Here is a 17,648-nt window from a genome sequence, read left to right as displayed (position 1 = left end):
TCTAATTTTCGTATTTGACACTTTTAAAATACGCGGTTAAAATATGCCTGAAAATTAGAGTATTGTTGTCTAATTTCATTTCACAAAGAAAGACTATAAAACTACTTAAAAGTCTCATTTTTCGTTTTTGGGTATCTTGTGAAAAATATCTTAATCCTGAGTGGGAGGGATGTTTGTGAGTTTTTCAGTTTTTATTGTGACATTTTTCACTTGGTTGATTCTCACCTGGACGATTGACCCTCAGGAAATCATTGTAGGTCTCATCGTCTCGTTTGTTGTCTCATTGATATTCAAAAAGTACTACAACATCAAGCTCAACGGGAAGTTTATTCCTGGGTTGTTCAAATTTCTTTTCATTTACGTTCCGGTCTTTGTTTGGGAGATGTTGAAAGCAAACCTTGACGTAGCTTCAAGGGTTGTTGAACCTAAAGTAAGGGTGAAACCCGGCTTTGTTCGAATTAAAACAGGTTTAAAGGGCGATGTTGCAAAGCTGACGCTCGCGAATTCTATAACGCTCACTCCTGGAACGATTACTGTTGATATTAAAGATGATGAACTCTATGTTCACTGGATTGATGTTAAGGGAACCGATGAGGAGTCTAAGAAAGAGTTCTATGGAAGGTTTGAACGCATACTGAAGGGGGTGTACGAATGAGTGGAAGCCTCTTAATCGATCTTATCGTCTTCGGTCTTACAGGTCTTGGAGTTTTCTTCTCACTTTTGCGGTTTCTTATAGGACCAACGAGTTTCGATAGACTTATGGCAATTGACATGATGAATGTAATGATAATTGGGCTCATTTCACTTTTGGCATATATGTTTAAGAACAATATGTACATGGATATCGCAATACTCTACGGATTGCTTGGGTTCATAGAAACCATAGTCTTCGCAAGGTATTTGGAAAATCAAGCGAACACACCCAGCAATTGTGCTGAAACAAAATCTATGGATGGTGATGCGAAATGACAGAATTAACCCAGCAAATAATAGGCTACACATTGACAGGGCTCGGTGCACTTTTCTATTTTTACGCTGGGCTCGGTCTTTTGAGAATGCCTGATTTCTACACTAAATTGCAAGCATCAACGAAAGCAACAACACTCGGTACATTCTCAGTTGTGCTTGGAGTTGGAATACTAAACCCATCTTTCCTTGGTAAATCTTTGTTGCTGATTGTTTTTGTGGCGCTCACAAACCCGGTTGCCTCTTCCGTTATGATTAGAGCTGCATACAAAAACAAAGTACCTGTCTGTAAAGAAACAACAGTTGATGAAATTGCTCCGATACTTACAAATCAAGAAAGTCAAAGAAACGGTGGTGAGAATCATGAGTAAACTCGTAGAATTCTTTACCAATCTTGAACTTATCGACTGGATATTTTACCTAGTAGGTGGGCTTATGGTTGTTTTCTCGATATTTGCAGTCGAAGCAAGGAGAATCTTTGATTCGGTTCTTGCTCTTTCAGCTGTAAGTCTTCTTTCGGTTTTGCTTTTCATTGTCTTGAAAGCTCCAGATGTTGCTATTACTGAAGCTGCCGTGGGCTCTGGTCTCGCGAGCGCCGTTATGATTTTCGCCCTTTTCAGAATGAAGGCAGGTGAAAAGAAATGAGAAGAATTTGGGCAGTACTTATAAGTGTTGTATTTCTTTACTTCTTTTTAGGAACTTACTTTCCAACGCTACCGAAATTTGGAAACATCGATATGTACAGAAGGGTATCATTCGACTACATCAGCAAATCAACGACAACAAGCTACCAACCTGTTGAGTATAAAAAATCCAAAGGGTTAGAAGATGGCAGTGCAAATGTTGTTACATCTATCGTTGTGAATTACCGTTCATTCGACACGCTTGGAGAAGTTACAGTCCTCTTTGCAGCGGCACTTGGAGTAGGAATTCTCGCAAATATCAAAAAGCGAAGAATTGAATTCGAAGAACACAAGGTCTTATCCGTCGCAACGGGTATAATTTTCCCTCTGATACTACTCTTTGGTGCTTATATATTCATCCACGGTCACCTTACTCCAGGTGGCGGATTCCCAGGAGGTACTGTTATCGCTTTAGGTGTTTTGTTATTAATGCTTGCCAAAAACGAGTTTAAAGTCACAGATGTTGCAAAACACACAGAACAAATCGCTGGTTCTGGCTATGTGCTCGTTGGGCTTATTGGTATGGCAGTTGTTGGTGTTTTCCTCGCAAACTTCCTCCCAACAGGAACTATCGGAAATCTCTTTAGTGCAGGTGTAGTGCCTATTGTCTACTCGCTTATTGGTTTCAAAGTTGGAGCCGAGTTGTCGAGTCTTGTATCTGATATGAGGGAGGGGGATAAAGCATGATATACTACATTGCCTTTATTCTCTTCGGTATCGGCTTGTATGGAATAGTCTCCCAGAAAAATCTGTTTAAACAACTTGTCTCGTTAACAATAATAGACACTGCAGTAAACATCTTCATCGTGTCACTTGGGTATTTACACGGTGCGGAAGCGCCTATCTATTCTTCTGTAACTCCCTTAGCTAATTTCGTTGACCCGCTCCCACAAGCTCTCGTTCTCACAGCAATTGTTATAAGCGTTGGAACATTGGCAGTTGCTGCTATGCTATTGGTACACATACACGAAGAGCATGGCTCAGTTGACGCTGATGAAATTCGTGCAGCAAAGGAAGTGATAGAATGATAGCGTTGCTCGTTGCTGTTCCTCTTGCATTTGGGTTTGCAACTGTTGCATTTCCAAAACTGAGTAGATATATTCTCCCATTCGTTGCACTTTTCAACCTAGTGCTTTTGCTTGGTTTTGTTCATCCAGGTCAGGTTACAGAAATAGGCAAATGGCCAGCGGCGTACGGTATTGTTCTTGTACTTGATAATGTTAGCTATCCGTTCCTTATTTTTGTTAACTTAATGTTATTAGCACTCTCCATCTCAGCAACGTATGAAGACAAACTTGGCGTACTTTTGCTTGTTTTAACGGCTGCGTTGAATGGCTTGCTCTTAACAGGCGATTTCTTCAACTCGTTCGTCTTCCTTGAAATCATCGCAGCAGTTGCTTATGTGTTGGCGTCTCAGAACAAGAATTCTTACGCTGCGTTTAAATACCTTATCTTCGGTTCTGTTGCCGGGATACTTTACCTTATAGGTGTTGTTTCGATGTATGTCTATGCTGGGACACTCAATATGGCATATGCAGGTTTCATCGCTTCACCAGAATATGTTCAAGTTGCAGGTATTTTGATTGTTATAGCCCTCCTTGTTGAGTTAAAGATACTACCACTGGGACTTTGGGCTCCTGATGTTTATTCTAACGGTTCAACAGTTACACCCGTTGCTCTTGGCAGTGCGGTAACAGTTGCTATCTTTTACTTGTTCTCTAGGATATTCTTTAATATTTTGGAACCTGTCAAGTCCATGCCGGTCTATGTACTCTCGCTGATATCGATAGTATTTGCTCAGCTTGCAGCAATGAAACAAAAAACATTGGGCAGGACCGTTGCATACGCATCGATTGCAGGAGCAAGTACGGTTATGGCAGCGCTCTCTTCCGGTGCACTTGGAGTAGAAAAAATTGCATCCGCAGCTTATCTATACCTTTTCAACGAAGCAATCTCCATGTTCATTCTTTTTACAATTTATGGTTACCTCAACCACAAAGGTTTCAAAAACAATTCAGTTGCAGGTATTGCGTTCTCGCTTGCTTCAATATCACTCATTGGATTCCCGCTAACTGCTGGTTTTTGGGCTAAGATTAACTTACTCACTGCGCTTTTTGAGGCAGGGGATTACATACTCCCGGCCATACTACTTGTTGCAACAGTTATTGAAGCAGGATACTTAATTAAATGGAACGTTGACCTCTGGTATGTCGATGACGATAGCGAAAATGAAGAAATGGAACTTCCATTCGGAGCGCAAGTCGTTGTTTTGTTATTTGCTCTCGCACTCGTTATAGCAGGTTTTATGCCAGATTTAATCACTGCCTACACAGACAAGATAGCATCTCACATCTTTGATTTCAAAACATACTTCGACACGATACTGAAAGGGGGTATGTGATAATGCAAAGTCTGCAAAGTCTTATAATCTATCTTGCAGTAGGAACGCTTATCGGTTACTTCCTGTCGAAGATAAATAAGCATCTGGGACCTATTGTGCTTTTTGCATTATCCATTTTCGGACTTTACGCTCTTTGGGGAATGCCGACAGGAGTGACAGAGTCACTATTCGGTTTTGAAGGTGTTCTAAAATTCACAGCACTATCTAAATACCTTTCAATTGTCACCCTGATAGTATTTGCATGTTATGGCTTTTTCAACATTTCGTGGATTTCAAAAGCGAAACGTCCAGCAGCGTTCAATGCACTTTCTATATTAACATTGCTCGGTACACTTGGTGTGTTCTTCTCTGCTCATTTAATAGTGCTTTACATATTCTGGGAAATTGCTGTTCTTGCATCTCTCTTTATAGTTCCTATGGGGAAAGAAGAGTCAAGAAAAGCGACAATTTGGTACGTAGTCATAAGCTCGATAGGTACTTATCTGTTCCTATACGGTGTCTTCATGCTCTACGAAAGATATGGAACATTTGATATATTCGAAATCGCTCAACATATTCAAAACGCTTCGACTGGATTTAGATGGGCTGTCGTTCTACTGTTGCTTGCGGCAGGTATAGCAAAAAGCGGTATATTCCCACTCCACGTGTGGCTCAGAAACGTCCATGGCAACGCGCCAGATACGTTCAGTGCAGTCCTTTCTGGTCAACTTGTGAAGATGGGGTCTTACTTAATCGCGCTAATTTTGAGTGTTTTTCCAATAGCAAACATGTTTTCAGAGTTCTACAACGGAGTAAATATCCTTTCCTACATACTTATATGGCTTGGTAATATCTCCATCCTTGTTGGAACGTTGATGGCAATAAAGCAAAACGATATGAAAATGTTGATAGCATACTCTACTGTTGCAAACGGTGGCTATATACTTATAGGTTTGGCTATGCTTCACCAGGTTGGTTACGCAGGTGGTTTGTTCCATGTAATCAATCACGCGCTTGCCGCAACGATGATATTCCTTTCATTCGCAGCGGTTGTTTACAGAACGGGAACGACAAAGATTGACGAAATGGGTGGACTTATTCATAGAATGCCTGTAACATTTGTCACATACCTTGTTGGCATTATCTCGCTAGCTGGAATTCCACCGACAAGTGGATTTATCTCAAAGTGGATGATTTTCCAGGCTCTCGTATCAAAAGGCATGTTCGTTACAGAAATGTTTGTGTTCATAGGAAGTATCGGTTCATTCCTCTATGTCTTCAGACCACTTGCTGGTGTCTTCCTTGGTCAGCTAAAGAGCAAACACAAAGAAGTTAAAGAAGTACCTATAATTATGCAAATTCCAATGATAATCCTTGTTGCATTAACAGTTCTTTGGGGTGTATTTCCGCAGCAAGTGCTCGTATGGATTACCAATGTCCAAAAAGAATTCGGCATGAAACCATTTGAATTCGAAGGCACCGTGTTAAAAACAAGCATGGGCTATTGGGACACATGGATAGTCTTTGTCATGTTCGCAGTTGGTTTTACAATCGCAGCAGTTATTTATATGCTCATGCCAAAGGGAAAGAAGATACCTTTGGAGGACCAGTACACATCAGGAGAATTCCTGCATAATTATGACCTTTACCACTATGCAACTAAGTTCTATGCTTTCCTTGAAAGAGAATATGAAGGTCATCCATCGTTCGAAGACTGGTACTTATCCATTGTGAACGCCCTGAAAGCCTTCGGGAAATTTGTCGACTATTTAGCTCGCAGAACAGCTTCGGCTTACATCTTCTGGGCAGCAATAGTTCTTGCGTTAATCATGTGGGTGAGGTGGTAAGCGATGACGACATTGGCAACTGTTGGAAGAGTGACCGCTGTTTTATTGACTGCATTCTTCTTTGGATTAACATTTGAAGGACTAGGTAGAAAGATAACCGCACGTATCCAAAAAAGATACGGTCCACCTTGGTATCAGAATTTCATTGATGTTTTCAAAACATTAACAAAACATGGTTGGACGCACGGTTGGATTTTCGACTTCGGTGTGCTTATGGCACTCGGAGGAGTAATTGCAACGCTTTCGTTCGTGCCTCTTGGTAATCTTGTTGCATTCCCAGGTCTTGATAATTTCTTCGTTATCGCATACCTTTTCACAGTCGGCGCGCTTGGTATGGCAATGGGTATGGTTGGAACTGGAAACCCTTGGGCATCTATAGGTGTTGCTAGGGCCTTAACCCTTATGCTTGGCTACGAAGTACCATATCTGATAGTGATAACCACATTATTGTTCTATCACAAAACGGGGAACATTTCCAACATAATAATGGCGCAAGCACAGTCTGGTCAATGGAATATAGTTAAATTCCCAATAGGTGCGCTTGTTGCTCTCATTTCGCTCCAGGGTATGCTCGGTAAAGAGCCATTTGAAGCACCTATTGCACCAGCCGAAATTGCATCTGGTCCCATGGTTGAACTTTCTGCGAAATATATGGGATTACTGATCCTCATGAACACCTTTATGGAATTCATCGAAATAAGCCTTTTTGTAAACTTCTTCCTTGGCGGAGGAACATATTTTGTGTTCTTGCTCAAATATTTCTTAGTTTGGATATTTGCAGTAATGGTTTCAGCAGTTTTACCAAGGTTCAGAATAGAACAAGCAGTTGCGTTCTACTGGACGGTTCCGATATTACTTGCTTTCGTGCAAGCGTTCTTCGTTGTAAATGGTTGGGTATTTTAAGAAAAATGGATAATGCGGAGGTGAAATAGATGGCTCAGATAGACGAAAGAAGTGTGTGGGAAAAGATTGCTGACCAACTAAGAAGTAGGTCAATGTGGATGTTGCATTACTGTACCGGGTGTGGTGCGGTAGAACTACCACCATCAATGACTTCACGATTCGATATGGAACGTCTTGGAATGGGACCTATGGCAACCCCAAGGCAAGCTGATATATTCCTTATAACCGGATACCTTAGCGCAAAGACATTAAGAAGGGTTATATATACATACGAAAAAATGGCTGACCCAAAATATGTTATCGGTTTTGGCTCTTGCACCATAAACGGAGGAATTTACTATGATTCCTACTCCACAATCAACAGACTCGACTATTATATACCTGTTGACCTTTACATCGCTGGCTGTATGCCAAGACCAGAGGCAATATTGAATGCTTTTAATACCCTGATGGAAATGATTAGAAAAGGTGAGGCTAACGGTTGGAAGCGCTACAAAGAAAATTACGAATGGTACAAGCAAAATCAAATTAGAAGCCTCGGCGAGGTGATTGTCCATGACGAATTCCACGAATAAACCTGTTACTGAAGTACTTGGGAAGGCTAAAGAACTTTTCAATGTCAAAGTCGAAGACATTGCAGAAAGGCAATACAAACTTATAGCAGAAAAAGACAAGGCTATTCCTCTGCTTGCTTTTCTAAAAGAATCAGGTTATTCACACTTGTCAATTCTTACTTGCGTTGACTGGATTGAAGAGAAAAAGTTTGAACTTGTCTACATACTCTTTAATTGGTCCAACGGTGTGACCTTCCTTGTCTCGACGTTTATCGATAGAGACAAACCTGTGTTCTATACTGTGAAAGATATGTGGCCAACGGCTGAGTATTATGAACGCGATGTCCATGAATTCTTTGGTGTAGAGTTTGAAGGAAACGAAAGATGCAAGCTACCGCTCATTCTTGAACTCTGGAACGATTTACCACCATTGAGGAAAGATTTCGACCCATTGAAATATTCTAAGGAACACTTCCCTGACAGAGAATACGAGAAAGATGCCATACATGAAGCAAAGATAATAAGAGCAGATTTGGAAAATACGAGGGGTGATATAAATGGGTGAGGTCAAACTGTTCTTTGGTCCAAATCACCCTGGAATGCACGGTAACTTCAGTGTTCACATGTACGTCGAAGGAGATATCGTTGTTAAGGCAAGACCACTACCAGGTTTTTTACACCGTGGGTTTGAGAAATTGATGGAAAGAAGACTTTGGTATCAGAATCTTGCATTGATACCAAGAATATGTGTGCCTGAGCCTGATATAAATGAAGCTTGTTATGCAATGGCAATTGAAAAGATAGCCAAAGTGGAAGTACCTGAGAGGGCACAATGGATAAGGATGATAGTTCTTGAACTTGCACGAATTGCAAACCATCTATGGTCCTTTGGAGGTATCGGAGGACCTTTAGGAATGTATACAAGTATGTTTTGGAGCGTTGCTGATAGGGACAAAGTACTTGACATCTTTGAAGAATTGACAGGAGCAAGGGTTTACCATATGTACATCATACCTGGTGGGGTAAGAAAAGATTTACCACCAAAACTTGAGGAAAAGATTATGAAACTCATGGATTACTTGGAACAAAGAATGCCAGAATACGAAACGTTCATCCTTAAAAATAGAATACTCCATACAAGGCTCAAAGGTATTGCAAAGATAGATACAGAAACCTGTTTGAAACTTGGCGTAACAGGTATAGGCCTGAGGGCAACCGGAGTTCCATACGACATCAGAAAGATTGACCCCTACTTATTCTATGACAAGGTAGAATTCGAAATCCCGACTGCTACAGAAGGTGACGCACTAGCAAGAATAAGCCTAAAACCAAAGGAAATAAGGCAGAGTATCAGGATAATCAGGCAAGCACTTGAGAAGATGCCATCTGGTCCTGTGAACACAAAAATCGGTGATGGAAACGGTTTAAGAATTAGGGTTCCGAAAGGAATGGCATATGCGCGTGTTGAATCTACGCGTGGAGAATATGGCTATCTTGTCGTATCCAACGGTGGGGAGACACCTTACAGAGTGGCAGTCAGAGGCGCTTCCTATCCGCAAGGCTTGTATGGCGTTGAACATCTACTACCTGGAACAAGGATAGACGATGTACCTATCTGGCTTGATACAATGGGCGTTTGTGCACCAGAAATTGATAGGTAATGGGAGGTGCCAATGATGGAAATAAAAGAAAATAGAACAGAAACCCCAAAGAAAAGTTTCTTCGCGCCCTTGATTGCTTGGAAGAACCTTTTCGAAAAACCGGTTACCATCCGTGTTCCGAAAGAACAGAGAGAAGCAGCACCAAGATACAGGGGCTTCCATGTGAACGATTGGGAAAAATGCATTGGTTGTGGGACCTGTGCGAAGATATGTCCGACAGACGCAATAACGATGGTCGAAGTACCGGATATGAAACAAGAATACGGTATGAAACCGCAGAGACCAACTATAGACTACGGACGCTGCAGTTTCTGTGCGATGTGTGTTGACATTTGTACAACAGGTTCGCTGAAAATGACCAGGGAATACATCTTCGTTTCTCCTAACCCCGAAGATTTCTACTTTGCACCAACTGAAAAGGGGTTGCTCAAGAAAAACCCAGAGGAAATCAAAATTGGCTGGACCAGGGATGAGAATAGTGAACTTCTCGACCTTGACAGAGTAATGCCGGAAATGTTATCAGCAGAAGAACGCGTAAATTCCTTTGTCGAATTTGTAAAAGCATATAGCAAAGAACAAGCTATAGCGGAAGCGGCAAGATGTGTAGAATGCGGTATATGTGTTGACAGGTGTCCTGAGCACATGCAAATTCCACAATACATAAAGGCTATCTGGAAAGATAATTTGCAAGACGCACTAAAATGGCTCCTTAAGGGCGTGGAGGACCAAAACAATTTTGGTGCGAACCCACTTTCCGGTGTCTGTGGCAGAGTCTGTACGCATCGCTGTGAAGAAGTCTGTGCAATTAGTCACAGGGGAGAACCAATCGCCATTAGATGGCTGAAGAGATACATAACAGATAGTGTTCCGGCTGAGAAATGGCATGAGATTGTGACCTTCGATGTCAAGAAACAACCCAAAAAGGTTGCTATCGTAGGTAGTGGACCTGCTGGATTGTCTGCAGCTTACTTTTTAGCGACGATGGGCTACGAGGTTGATATTTACGAAGCGCTTAACCGTCCTGGTGGTGTAATGAGATACGGTATCCCTAGATACAGGCTTCCAGATGAGGCTCTTGATAGAGACATCGCATTCATCGAATCACTTGGTGTAAGGATTTTCACAGGTGTCGCTGTCGGGAAAGACATCACTTTTGATGAATTGAAAAACAAATACGACGCAATCTTTTTGGCAACAGGTTTGACACTCGGTAGGTCAACGAAGATACCAGGTTCGGACCATCCAGATGTTGTCCAAGCTCTGCCACTGCTAAGAGCTATCAGAGATTACCTACGTGGTGAAGGTCCTGAGCCGAAAATACCAAAACGTGTCGTAGTCATTGGTGGTGGAAATGTTGCAATGGATATTGCAAGGAGCATGGCAAGGTTACAAAAGATGAAATACGGAGAGGTAAACGTAACTGTCACTTGTCTTGAAAGAACACACGACGAAATGCCTGCTGACATGGAAGAAATCGAAGAAGCTATTGAGGAAGGCGTCAAAATCTGCCCGGGTTGGGGTCCACGAAGGGTAGTCTTTGACGACAAAGATAACATCAAAGGTATTGAATGTGTCAAATGTGTCGAAGTATTCGATGAAAACAGAAGGTTTAACCCAAAATTTGACGAATCGACAGTCCAGTACTACGATGGTGATATGATAATTGAAGCTATTGGTCAAGCACCGGATTATTCATATCTACCAGAGGAATGGAAATCCAAGCTCCAATTTGTTGGTCCAAGGATACTGACAAACAACCTTAGGCAGACTCAAATTCCATGGTTGTTCGCTGGTGGAGACATAGTTAATGGACCAGATATAATCCATGGTGTTGCGGACGGATATTGGGCAGCAAGGGGTATTGACCAGTATCTGAGGGAACAAAAATAAAAAAGATAATCACATCTTATCCTTATTTTAGGAGGTGAACTACATGTACGATGTTCTTAAATTAGCGGAACAATTCGAAATCGAGGGCTACAAATTCTACACATCGAAAAAGCAGGAAGTTAAAAACAAATCTGTCGCTGAGATTTTTGAATACCTTGCACAAATGGAAAAAGAACACACTGAATTCATCCGAAACCTTATGAAATCTCTTGAAGAAGGTAGAGAAATACCCGAAATCCCCAGTCAAAGCGCAAGCTATTTCAAATCACGATACGAAGGGCAGAAAATTTCAGAAACATCACCAGAAGATGACATCGCAGACCTTTCTGTTTTAAGAATGGCTTACTTGATTGAAAAAGACTTCATGGAATTTTACGGTAAGGCAGCTGAGAAAGAGACAAACGAGAAAGTGAAGAGCATTTTGACAATCTTGAGGGACTGGGAAGAAGGACACAAAAAGATAATCGAGGAACAAATCAAAGCAATAATTGAAAGAAACAATCTTGAGCTTGGATTTTATCCTTTCTAATAGACAAAACAATAGCATTGAACAATTAGCCGGGGACGAAATGTCCCCGGTTTTTTATACATCAGGTTGAAAACATGAGAACCTATTGAGATTATGCAAATATTCAGTAACATTTGTCCTTAAATATGCTTTTAATGACCGTTTTAAGCTTTCAAAATTTTAACTCTTTTTTGTATAATGTGACAAAAGAACAGAAAATTGTTACATCAAGCTTAGTAAAGCATATATCGGGCTTCTAAGAACTGCTTGTTGGTTTCTCAACTCTTGAAAGGGAGGGATAGTTGTGAGGAAGATTTTGTTGGTTTCACTGATGCTTCTTGCGGTCGTCGCGCTTTCGGCAATTAGGATAGGTGTCTTTGAACCACTTACTGGTGCTTTTGCTGCAGGCGGTCAGCTCACATTGAAAGGCATCAGACTCGCTAACGAAATGTACCGGACTGTTCTAAACCAGAAGGTTGAACTAATAGTGCTTGACAACAAGACCGACAAGGTTGAAGCTGCTAACGCAGTCACAAGACTGATTCAAGTTTATAACGTGAGTGCCATCATTGGTAGTTACGGTAGCTCGCTGGCAATCCCAGGTAGTGAAGTAGCAAATAAGATGAAAGTTCCAATGGTCGGATGTTCACCAACAAATCCACTGGTGACAAAGGACAAAGAGTATGTTTTTAGGGTATGTTTCATCGATCCGTTCCAGGGAAGAGTCATGGCAAAGTTCGCAGTTGAAACCCTTGGTGCCAAGACTGCTTTCATTATACAGGATATCTCATCCGACTACTCAGTAGGGTTAGCGCATTATTTCAGAAATGCGTTTATAGAGTTCACAAAGAACTCTAAATCAGTGGTTGGAGTAGCTTCATACCAAGGTGGTGACCAAGATTTCACTGCTCAACTCACTCTTGCAAAATCCAAAAACCCAGATGTTCTTTTCATCCCAGCAGGTTCATACGGAGATGCGGCTCTTATTATGAAACAAGCTCGCGAAATGGGAATAAAGTCGATATTCCTTGGTGGAGACACTTGGGAAGTACCAGAAATCATAGAAGTTGGCGGTAATGCCGTTGAGGGTGCCTATTTCAGCACACATTTCGACGAAAAGGCTATGACAACTGAGATGACAAAGAAATTCGTAGAGGCTTATAGGAAGAAATACAATGAAGAACCAAGCGCATTTGCCGCTCTTGGTTTCGATGCTTACCTTGTAATTATTGACGCGATAAATAGGGCGAAATCGGCGAAACCTGAAGATATAAAGAACGCTCTTGCACAAACCAAGAACTTCCAAGGTGCGACTGGTTCAATCACCTTTGACGAAAACGGTGATGCTATTAAGGATGCAATAGTAAAGAAAATTGAAAATGGGAAATTCAAACTCGTAAGTATCGTTAAACCATAATTGTTAGCTTTATTAGAGGGAAGGAGTGATGCGTATGTTAAAGCGTTTATTTACTATTCTGGGAATCTTATTAATCTTCTCTGCTATTTTTGCAGCTAATGAAATAGTTATCGGTGTCACGCAACCACTCACGGGAAACTATGCAATGGGTGGGCAACTAGGACTACGAGGCATAGAAATGGCTTACGAAGAAGTTCCTAGTGTTCTAGGCAGACCCATCAAATTAGTTGTTCTCGATAACAAAAGCGACAAGATAGAGGCCGCAAACGTTGTTACAAGGTTGATAGAGCAGTTCAAAGTATCTGCTATAATAGGCACATACTCAAGTGCACTTGGCATTCCCGGTGCGGAAATTGCCAACAAGAATAAGGTAGTATACATTGCACCGTCGAATACAAACCCACTTGTGACAAAGGATAAACCTTTCGTATTCAGAGTATGTTTCATTGATCCTTTCCAAGGAACAGTGATGGCAAAGTTTGCAGTTCAACACTTGAAAGCAAAGACAGCGGCAGTAATCTACGACGTTTCAAATGACTATTCAGTTGGTCTTGCATACTACTTCCGAGACGCTTTTGTAAAACTCACAGGTGACCCAAAATCTGTCAAAGTTTACATCGCCTACCAAGGCGGAGACCAAGACTTCACAGCACAGTTAACAGCGATTAAAAAAGCGAACCCTGATGTTATATTCATACCTGCTGGCATAGTTGGTGATGCCGCACTTATCGCTAAGCAAGCTCGAGAACTCGGACTCAAACAACCTCTACTTGGTGGAGACACGTGGGATTTACCACAGTTGATTGAAATTGGTGGGAGCGCCGTTGAAGGAGCATACTACAGTACTATGTTCGATGTTAAAGCGGAACTTTCAGACAAAACAAAACCGTTTGTGGAAAAATACAGAAAGAAATACAACGAAGACCCAGGTTACTTACCTGCTCTTGCTTACGATGCTTACATGGTATTGGTAGCCGCTATAAAAAGGGCTGGGTCAGACGATCCGGAAAAAATCAGAAGAGCATTACTTACAACAGACTTTATAGGTGTTTCCGGAAGAATAAGATTTGACCAAAATCGCGACGCAATAAAAGATGCCGTCATTAAAACCATCAAGAATGGAAAATTCGAGTTTGTGACAGTTATTAAAGGTGAGTAATACTATCATCAGCTTGTTGCGTGGGAATGGCTTTCTGCCATTCCCACGTTTTAAATAACCAATGCTTCAGGTTCAAAGATTTACAAGTAGATTTCACAAATCTTGGGGGTGCTGTCATAATGGATATAAGCTTGTTTTTACAACATCTTGTTAACGCTATTTCTCTTGGTTTCGTCTTCGGTTTGGTAGCTGTTGGATATGCTCTTGTCTATGGTGTTGTTAAGCTGGTTAATTTTGCACACGGTGATGTGTTCATGATGGCTGCTTATTTCATGTTTTACACTTCGCTCATATTCGGTGCACCATGGCTAAGTGCTGTTATATTAGGTATCGTTCTCACTTCATTATTGGGTGTTGGTATCGAGAAAGTTGCTTACAAACCTTTAAGAAAGTATCCAAGGATAAATTCACTTGTTTCATCGATAGGAATGTCCTTCTTACTGCAAAACTTCGCTGTTGTGGTTTTCGGAGGTATTCAAAGGTCATTTCCAGTTCCTGAACCGATGAAAAAAACACTTGTGTTTGGCGAAATAAGGGTTCAAGCAGTTTCAATTTACACTATCATCTTTTCCATTATAGTTGTGCTCATACTGACGTTCATATTACAAAAAACGAAAATAGGACTTGCCATGCGAATTCTCTCAAGAGATTTCGACACAGCCAGGCTAATGGGAATAAATGTAAACAGAACTATATCTTTCACTTTCGCTCTTGGTTCCGCTCTTGCTGCAGTCAGCGCCGTATTCTGGGCGCTCAGGTATCCCCAGATTTTCCCGTTTATGGGACAATATCCGGGCAGTAGAGCATTTATAGCTGCTGTGGTGGGTGGTATTGGTAGTCTTAAAGGAGCTCTTATCGGTGGTTTCGTCTTAGGCTTACTAACGGTTTTGATACCTGCTTTCTTCCCCGAATATTCTGGTTACCGAGAAGCGTTCATATTCTTGCTTTTGGTGCTTGTCTTAATTTTCAAACCAAATGGGCTCTTTGGTCAAGAGGTTGGTGAGAAAGTATGAAACGTTCAACGAGAGTTCTGCTTAGTATCTTGTTTATAATCTTGATCTACGTGTTTGTCTTCTTTGCCGAAAAACACATGGACCCATTCATTAAAAGGATACTAAACACAGGGTTCATATACGTCATTCTCGCAGTTAGTCTGAATTTAATAAACGGATTCACAGGGCAATTTTCTCTCGGTCATGCAGGGTTCATGGCAATTGGTGCATATACATCGGCATTACTTTACATGTCGCCAGAAAGTAAAATGTCAAACTTTTTCATGGAGCCTCTAATATCTCCATTAGACAGAATCCAAATACCATTTTTCTGGGCTATAATCGTTGGTGGATTAATGGCAGCGCTTGCAGGTTTTATAGTTGGTGCTCCTTCTCTGAGAGTTCGTGGAGATTACCTTGCCATAGTAACGTATGGTTTTTCTGAGATTATTCGCTCTCTTTTCAACAACCTTCAAAATATCACAAACGGACCTCTTGGTCTAAAAGGTCTTCCAACTTACACCAACCTTTGGTGGACTGTTAGTTGGGCTATCATAACCGTGATAGTTGTCCGAAGAATAGTCGACAGCTCTTATGGAAGGGCTTTGAAGGCTATAAGAGATGACGAGGTTGCCGCAGAAAATCTTGGAATTAACCTTTTCAAACACAAAGTTCTCGCATTTGTAGTCGGTGCATTCTTTGCAGGAGTTGCGGGTGGATTACTCGGAAGTCTTCTCATGACTATCGATCCTAACTCGTTTAGTATACTCTTCACATATCAAATAATAACAATAATACTCTTGGGCGGTCTTGGTAATATAACAGGTAGCGTTGTTGTTGCGATCGGCTTTGCATTCCTCATGGAAGCACTAAGATTCGTAGAAATGCCTATGAAAATCTTTGGTATTACAATCCCTGGAATACTCGGTATGCGTATGCTCATATTCTCAATACTGCTTATGATTACAATCCTTTTCTTCAGAAAAGGACTATTTGGAGAGAGAGAATTCACATGGGAAGGATTTGTTCGTTTGTTTACTAAAAGGAAGGTGAACCAACAATGATAGCAACCCAGACTATTCAACAACCAACTAGTGAGAAGAAAACAATTTTAAGAATGGAGCATGTAACGAAACGTTTCGGGGGTCTTGTAGCAGTTTCTGATTTCAATTTAGACCTCAAAGAAGGAGAACTATTAGGTCTCATAGGTCCCAATGGAGCAGGTAAAACCACAATATTCAACCTGATTACCCACGTGTTCCCAGTCACCGAAGGCAAAATCGAATTTATGGGACGAGACATCACAAAGTTGAAAACTGACAAAATTATAAGACTAGGTATTGCACGAACATTTCAGAACATAAGATTATTTGGAAGCATGACAGTCAAAGAAAATATAATGACAGCTTTTCATGCGCACTTGAAGTCTGATTTATTCTCCGCAGTCGCATTTCTTCCAAACTATCAAAGAGAGGAAGAGTACATCCATAGCATGACCTGGGAACTAATGAAAGAAGTTGGAATTGAGCATTTGGCTGACTATAAAGCAACTTCCTTGCCGTATGGTTTACAAAGAAAGCTTGAAATTGCACGCGCTCTGGCAACTAATCCTAAGTTACTCTTGCTTGACGAACCAGCCGCAGGTATGAACCCAGATGAAACACTTGAACTGAACAAATTGATACTCGATATCCGAGAAAAGTTCAAACTAACAATTATAGTTATTGAGCATGACATGAAAGTTATAATGAACATTTGTGAGAGAATCATTGTGCTTGATCACGGTGTAACCATTGCTGAAGGAACACCTGAAGAAATACAGAAAAATCCAGTTGTTATAAAGGCTTACTTAGGTGCAGGTGATGAAGATGCTTGAGATATTAGACCTCCATGTCCATTACGGTGGTATCCATGCGATAAAAGGAATTTCGATGAAAGTTGAGGAAGGTCAAATTATATCGCTTATCGGCGCTAACGGAGCCGGTAAGTCAACAACGTTAAGAACTATTTGCGGTCTAAAAGAGGCAACGAGGGGCAGTATCAAGTACAAAGGTGTTGAACTTACAAAGCTTGATACAAGTGAAATCGTTAAACTCGGGGTAACGATGGTTCCAGAAGGAAGACGCGTGTTCTCAAATCTAACTGTTTACGAAAATTTGCTTGCTGGTGCTTACCTAAGAAAAGATAAAGAGGGTATAAAAAAGGACATCGAATACGTCTTTGACCTCTTCCCAAGATTAAGAGAAAGAATCAACCAGCGTGCAGGAACACTATCTGGTGGGGAGCAACAGATGCTTGCAATAGGTAGAGCCTTAATGTCGCGCCCAAAATTACTCCTATTGGACGAACCATCCCTAGGTCTCGCACCAGTATTGGTTAAGGAAGTTTTCCAAATGATTAAAAAAATACACAGCGAAGGGGTTACTATACTGCTTGTTGAACAAAATGCCTATGAAGCATTGAAGCTATGCGATTATGGCTATGTACTTGAAACAGGTCGAATTGTTTTGCAAGGCACAGGTAAAGAACTGTTGGAAGACGAGAGAGTGAGAAAGGCATACCTTGGAGGGTAATAAAAGAAAATTATTAAGCCATTGGCACAAGTGAAAAGCGGAGGTTCACCCTCCGCTTTTTGTTTTTCGCAAGTGAAGAAATGTGTTATAATCGTTATTTGGAAAAAACCTGTAG

General features: G+C 41.1%; 20 protein-coding genes. All 20 read left to right on the top strand.

What is annotated here, in order from left to right; translation table 11 throughout:
• The first annotated feature begins 175 nt into the window (after positions 1-175).
• The gene (locus JM64_RS07385) at positions 176-655 is read left to right on the top strand and encodes a Na+/H+ antiporter subunit E (protein WP_082868350.1); all 480 of its coding nucleotides are present in this window, start codon (positions 176-178) and stop codon (positions 653-655) included.
• Complete coding sequence (locus JM64_RS07380; RefSeq protein WP_082868349.1) at positions 652-969, top strand: cation:proton antiporter; 318 nt, start codon at positions 652-654, stop codon at positions 967-969. Before JM64_RS07385 ends, JM64_RS07380 begins: the two co-directional genes overlap by 4 nt.
• Positions 966-1,337, top strand: a complete 372-nt coding sequence (mnhG, locus tag JM64_RS07375; RefSeq protein WP_064012090.1) for a monovalent cation/H(+) antiporter subunit G — start codon at positions 966-968, stop codon at positions 1,335-1,337. The genes JM64_RS07380 and mnhG overlap by 4 nt, the downstream gene beginning before the upstream one ends.
• Positions 1,330-1,611 (top strand): hydrogenase subunit MbhD domain-containing protein, encoded by a 282-nt coding sequence (locus JM64_RS07370; RefSeq protein ID WP_082868348.1) that lies wholly within the window; start codon positions 1,330-1,332, stop codon positions 1,609-1,611. The genes mnhG and JM64_RS07370 overlap by 8 nt, the downstream gene beginning before the upstream one ends.
• Positions 1,608-2,336: a hydrogen gas-evolving membrane-bound hydrogenase subunit E gene (gene mbhE / locus JM64_RS07365; RefSeq protein ID WP_064012089.1), complete on the top strand. Its 729-nt coding sequence runs from the start codon at positions 1,608-1,610 to the stop codon at positions 2,334-2,336. Before JM64_RS07370 ends, mbhE begins: the two co-directional genes overlap by 4 nt.
• Positions 2,333-2,677 carry a sodium:proton antiporter gene (locus JM64_RS07360; RefSeq protein ID WP_064012088.1) on the top strand — a complete coding sequence of 115 codons (345 nt, stop codon included), beginning with the start codon at positions 2,333-2,335 and terminating at the stop codon, positions 2,675-2,677. The genes mbhE and JM64_RS07360 overlap by 4 nt, the downstream gene beginning before the upstream one ends.
• The gene (locus JM64_RS07355; protein ID WP_064012087.1) at positions 2,674-4,050 is read left to right on the top strand and encodes a complex I subunit 5 family protein; all 1,377 of its coding nucleotides are present in this window, start codon (positions 2,674-2,676) and stop codon (positions 4,048-4,050) included. The genes JM64_RS07360 and JM64_RS07355 overlap by 4 nt, the downstream gene beginning before the upstream one ends.
• A gap of 2 nt (positions 4,051-4,052) precedes the next feature.
• Positions 4,053-5,876: a proton-conducting transporter transmembrane domain-containing protein gene (locus JM64_RS07350; RefSeq protein ID WP_064012086.1), complete on the top strand. Its 1,824-nt coding sequence runs from the start codon at positions 4,053-4,055 to the stop codon at positions 5,874-5,876.
• A 3-nt stretch (positions 5,877-5,879) separates the two neighbouring features.
• Positions 5,880-6,779, top strand: coding sequence for a respiratory chain complex I subunit 1 family protein (locus JM64_RS07345; protein ID WP_064012085.1), 900 nt, complete (start codon positions 5,880-5,882; stop codon positions 6,777-6,779).
• A gap of 38 nt (positions 6,780-6,817) precedes the next feature.
• Complete coding sequence (locus JM64_RS07340; protein ID WP_064012580.1) at positions 6,818-7,354, top strand: NuoB/complex I 20 kDa subunit family protein; 537 nt, start codon at positions 6,818-6,820, stop codon at positions 7,352-7,354.
• Entirely contained in the window at positions 7,335-7,898 is a 564-nt protein-coding gene (locus JM64_RS07335; protein WP_064012084.1) for an NADH-quinone oxidoreductase subunit C, read from the top strand. Before JM64_RS07340 ends, JM64_RS07335 begins: the two co-directional genes overlap by 20 nt.
• Positions 7,891-8,994, top strand: a complete 1,104-nt coding sequence (locus JM64_RS07330) for an NADH-quinone oxidoreductase subunit D (protein ID WP_064012083.1) — start codon at positions 7,891-7,893, stop codon at positions 8,992-8,994. The genes JM64_RS07335 and JM64_RS07330 overlap by 8 nt, the downstream gene beginning before the upstream one ends.
• 15 nt (positions 8,995-9,009) lie before the next feature.
• Positions 9,010-10,884 (top strand): FAD-dependent oxidoreductase, encoded by a 1,875-nt coding sequence (locus JM64_RS07325; RefSeq protein WP_064012082.1) that lies wholly within the window; start codon positions 9,010-9,012, stop codon positions 10,882-10,884.
• A gap of 43 nt (positions 10,885-10,927) precedes the next feature.
• Positions 10,928-11,413: a ferritin-like domain-containing protein gene (locus JM64_RS07320; RefSeq protein ID WP_064012081.1), complete on the top strand. Its 486-nt coding sequence runs from the start codon at positions 10,928-10,930 to the stop codon at positions 11,411-11,413.
• Between the two features lie 283 nt (positions 11,414-11,696).
• Positions 11,697-12,809: an ABC transporter substrate-binding protein gene (locus JM64_RS07315; RefSeq protein WP_231882324.1), complete on the top strand. Its 1,113-nt coding sequence runs from the start codon at positions 11,697-11,699 to the stop codon at positions 12,807-12,809.
• A gap of 34 nt (positions 12,810-12,843) precedes the next feature.
• Positions 12,844-13,968: an ABC transporter substrate-binding protein gene (locus tag JM64_RS07310; protein ID WP_064012578.1), complete on the top strand. Its 1,125-nt coding sequence runs from the start codon at positions 12,844-12,846 to the stop codon at positions 13,966-13,968.
• A 119-nt stretch (positions 13,969-14,087) separates the two neighbouring features.
• Positions 14,088-14,981: a branched-chain amino acid ABC transporter permease gene (locus tag JM64_RS07305; protein ID WP_064012080.1), complete on the top strand. Its 894-nt coding sequence runs from the start codon at positions 14,088-14,090 to the stop codon at positions 14,979-14,981.
• Positions 14,978-16,024, top strand: coding sequence for a branched-chain amino acid ABC transporter permease (locus tag JM64_RS07300; RefSeq protein WP_064012079.1), 1,047 nt, complete (start codon positions 14,978-14,980; stop codon positions 16,022-16,024). Before JM64_RS07305 ends, JM64_RS07300 begins: the two co-directional genes overlap by 4 nt.
• Positions 16,021-16,836: an ABC transporter ATP-binding protein gene (locus tag JM64_RS07295; protein WP_064012078.1), complete on the top strand. Its 816-nt coding sequence runs from the start codon at positions 16,021-16,023 to the stop codon at positions 16,834-16,836. Before JM64_RS07300 ends, JM64_RS07295 begins: the two co-directional genes overlap by 4 nt.
• Complete coding sequence (locus JM64_RS07290; protein WP_156487924.1) at positions 16,829-17,533, top strand: ABC transporter ATP-binding protein; 705 nt, start codon at positions 16,829-16,831, stop codon at positions 17,531-17,533. The genes JM64_RS07295 and JM64_RS07290 overlap by 8 nt, the downstream gene beginning before the upstream one ends.
• Positions 17,534-17,648: the final 115 nt, after the last annotated feature.

Source organism: Fervidobacterium pennivorans, assembly GCF_001644665.1.
GTDB classification, from domain to species: domain Bacteria; phylum Thermotogota; class Thermotogae; order Thermotogales; family Fervidobacteriaceae; genus Fervidobacterium; species Fervidobacterium ngatamarikiense.
This window is presented reverse-complemented; position numbering and strand designations above follow the sequence as displayed.

Bases quoted from the DNA above. Each gene is read 5' to 3' on its own strand.
- JM64_RS07380 (WP_082868349.1), top strand. From the start codon at position 652: ATGAGTGGAAGCCTCTTAATCGATCTTATCGTCTTCGGTCTTACAGGT.
- JM64_RS07335 (WP_064012084.1), top strand. From the start codon at position 7,335: ATGACGAATTCCACGAATAAACCTGTTACTGAAGTACTTGGGAAGGCT.
- JM64_RS07370 (WP_082868348.1), top strand. From the start codon at position 1,330: ATGAGTAAACTCGTAGAATTCTTTACCAATCTTGAACTTATCGACTGG.
- mbhE (WP_064012089.1), top strand. From the start codon at position 1,608: ATGAGAAGAATTTGGGCAGTACTTATAAGTGTTGTATTTCTTTACTTC.
- JM64_RS07290 (WP_156487924.1), top strand. From the start codon at position 16,829: ATGCTTGAGATATTAGACCTCCATGTCCATTACGGTGGTATCCATGCG.
- mnhG (WP_064012090.1), top strand. From the start codon at position 966: ATGACAGAATTAACCCAGCAAATAATAGGCTACACATTGACAGGGCTC.
- JM64_RS07360 (WP_064012088.1), top strand. From the start codon at position 2,333: ATGATATACTACATTGCCTTTATTCTCTTCGGTATCGGCTTGTATGGA.
- JM64_RS07345 (WP_064012085.1), top strand. From the start codon at position 5,880: ATGACGACATTGGCAACTGTTGGAAGAGTGACCGCTGTTTTATTGACT.
- JM64_RS07330 (WP_064012083.1), top strand. From the start codon at position 7,891: ATGGGTGAGGTCAAACTGTTCTTTGGTCCAAATCACCCTGGAATGCAC.
- JM64_RS07310 (WP_064012578.1), top strand. From the start codon at position 12,844: ATGTTAAAGCGTTTATTTACTATTCTGGGAATCTTATTAATCTTCTCT.
- JM64_RS07355 (WP_064012087.1), top strand. From the start codon at position 2,674: ATGATAGCGTTGCTCGTTGCTGTTCCTCTTGCATTTGGGTTTGCAACT.
- JM64_RS07320 (WP_064012081.1), top strand. From the start codon at position 10,928: ATGTACGATGTTCTTAAATTAGCGGAACAATTCGAAATCGAGGGCTAC.
- JM64_RS07350 (WP_064012086.1), top strand. From the start codon at position 4,053: ATGCAAAGTCTGCAAAGTCTTATAATCTATCTTGCAGTAGGAACGCTT.
- JM64_RS07325 (WP_064012082.1), top strand. From the start codon at position 9,010: ATGGAAATAAAAGAAAATAGAACAGAAACCCCAAAGAAAAGTTTCTTC.
- JM64_RS07305 (WP_064012080.1), top strand. From the start codon at position 14,088: ATGGATATAAGCTTGTTTTTACAACATCTTGTTAACGCTATTTCTCTT.
- JM64_RS07300 (WP_064012079.1), top strand. From the start codon at position 14,978: ATGAAACGTTCAACGAGAGTTCTGCTTAGTATCTTGTTTATAATCTTG.
- JM64_RS07295 (WP_064012078.1), top strand. From the start codon at position 16,021: ATGATAGCAACCCAGACTATTCAACAACCAACTAGTGAGAAGAAAACA.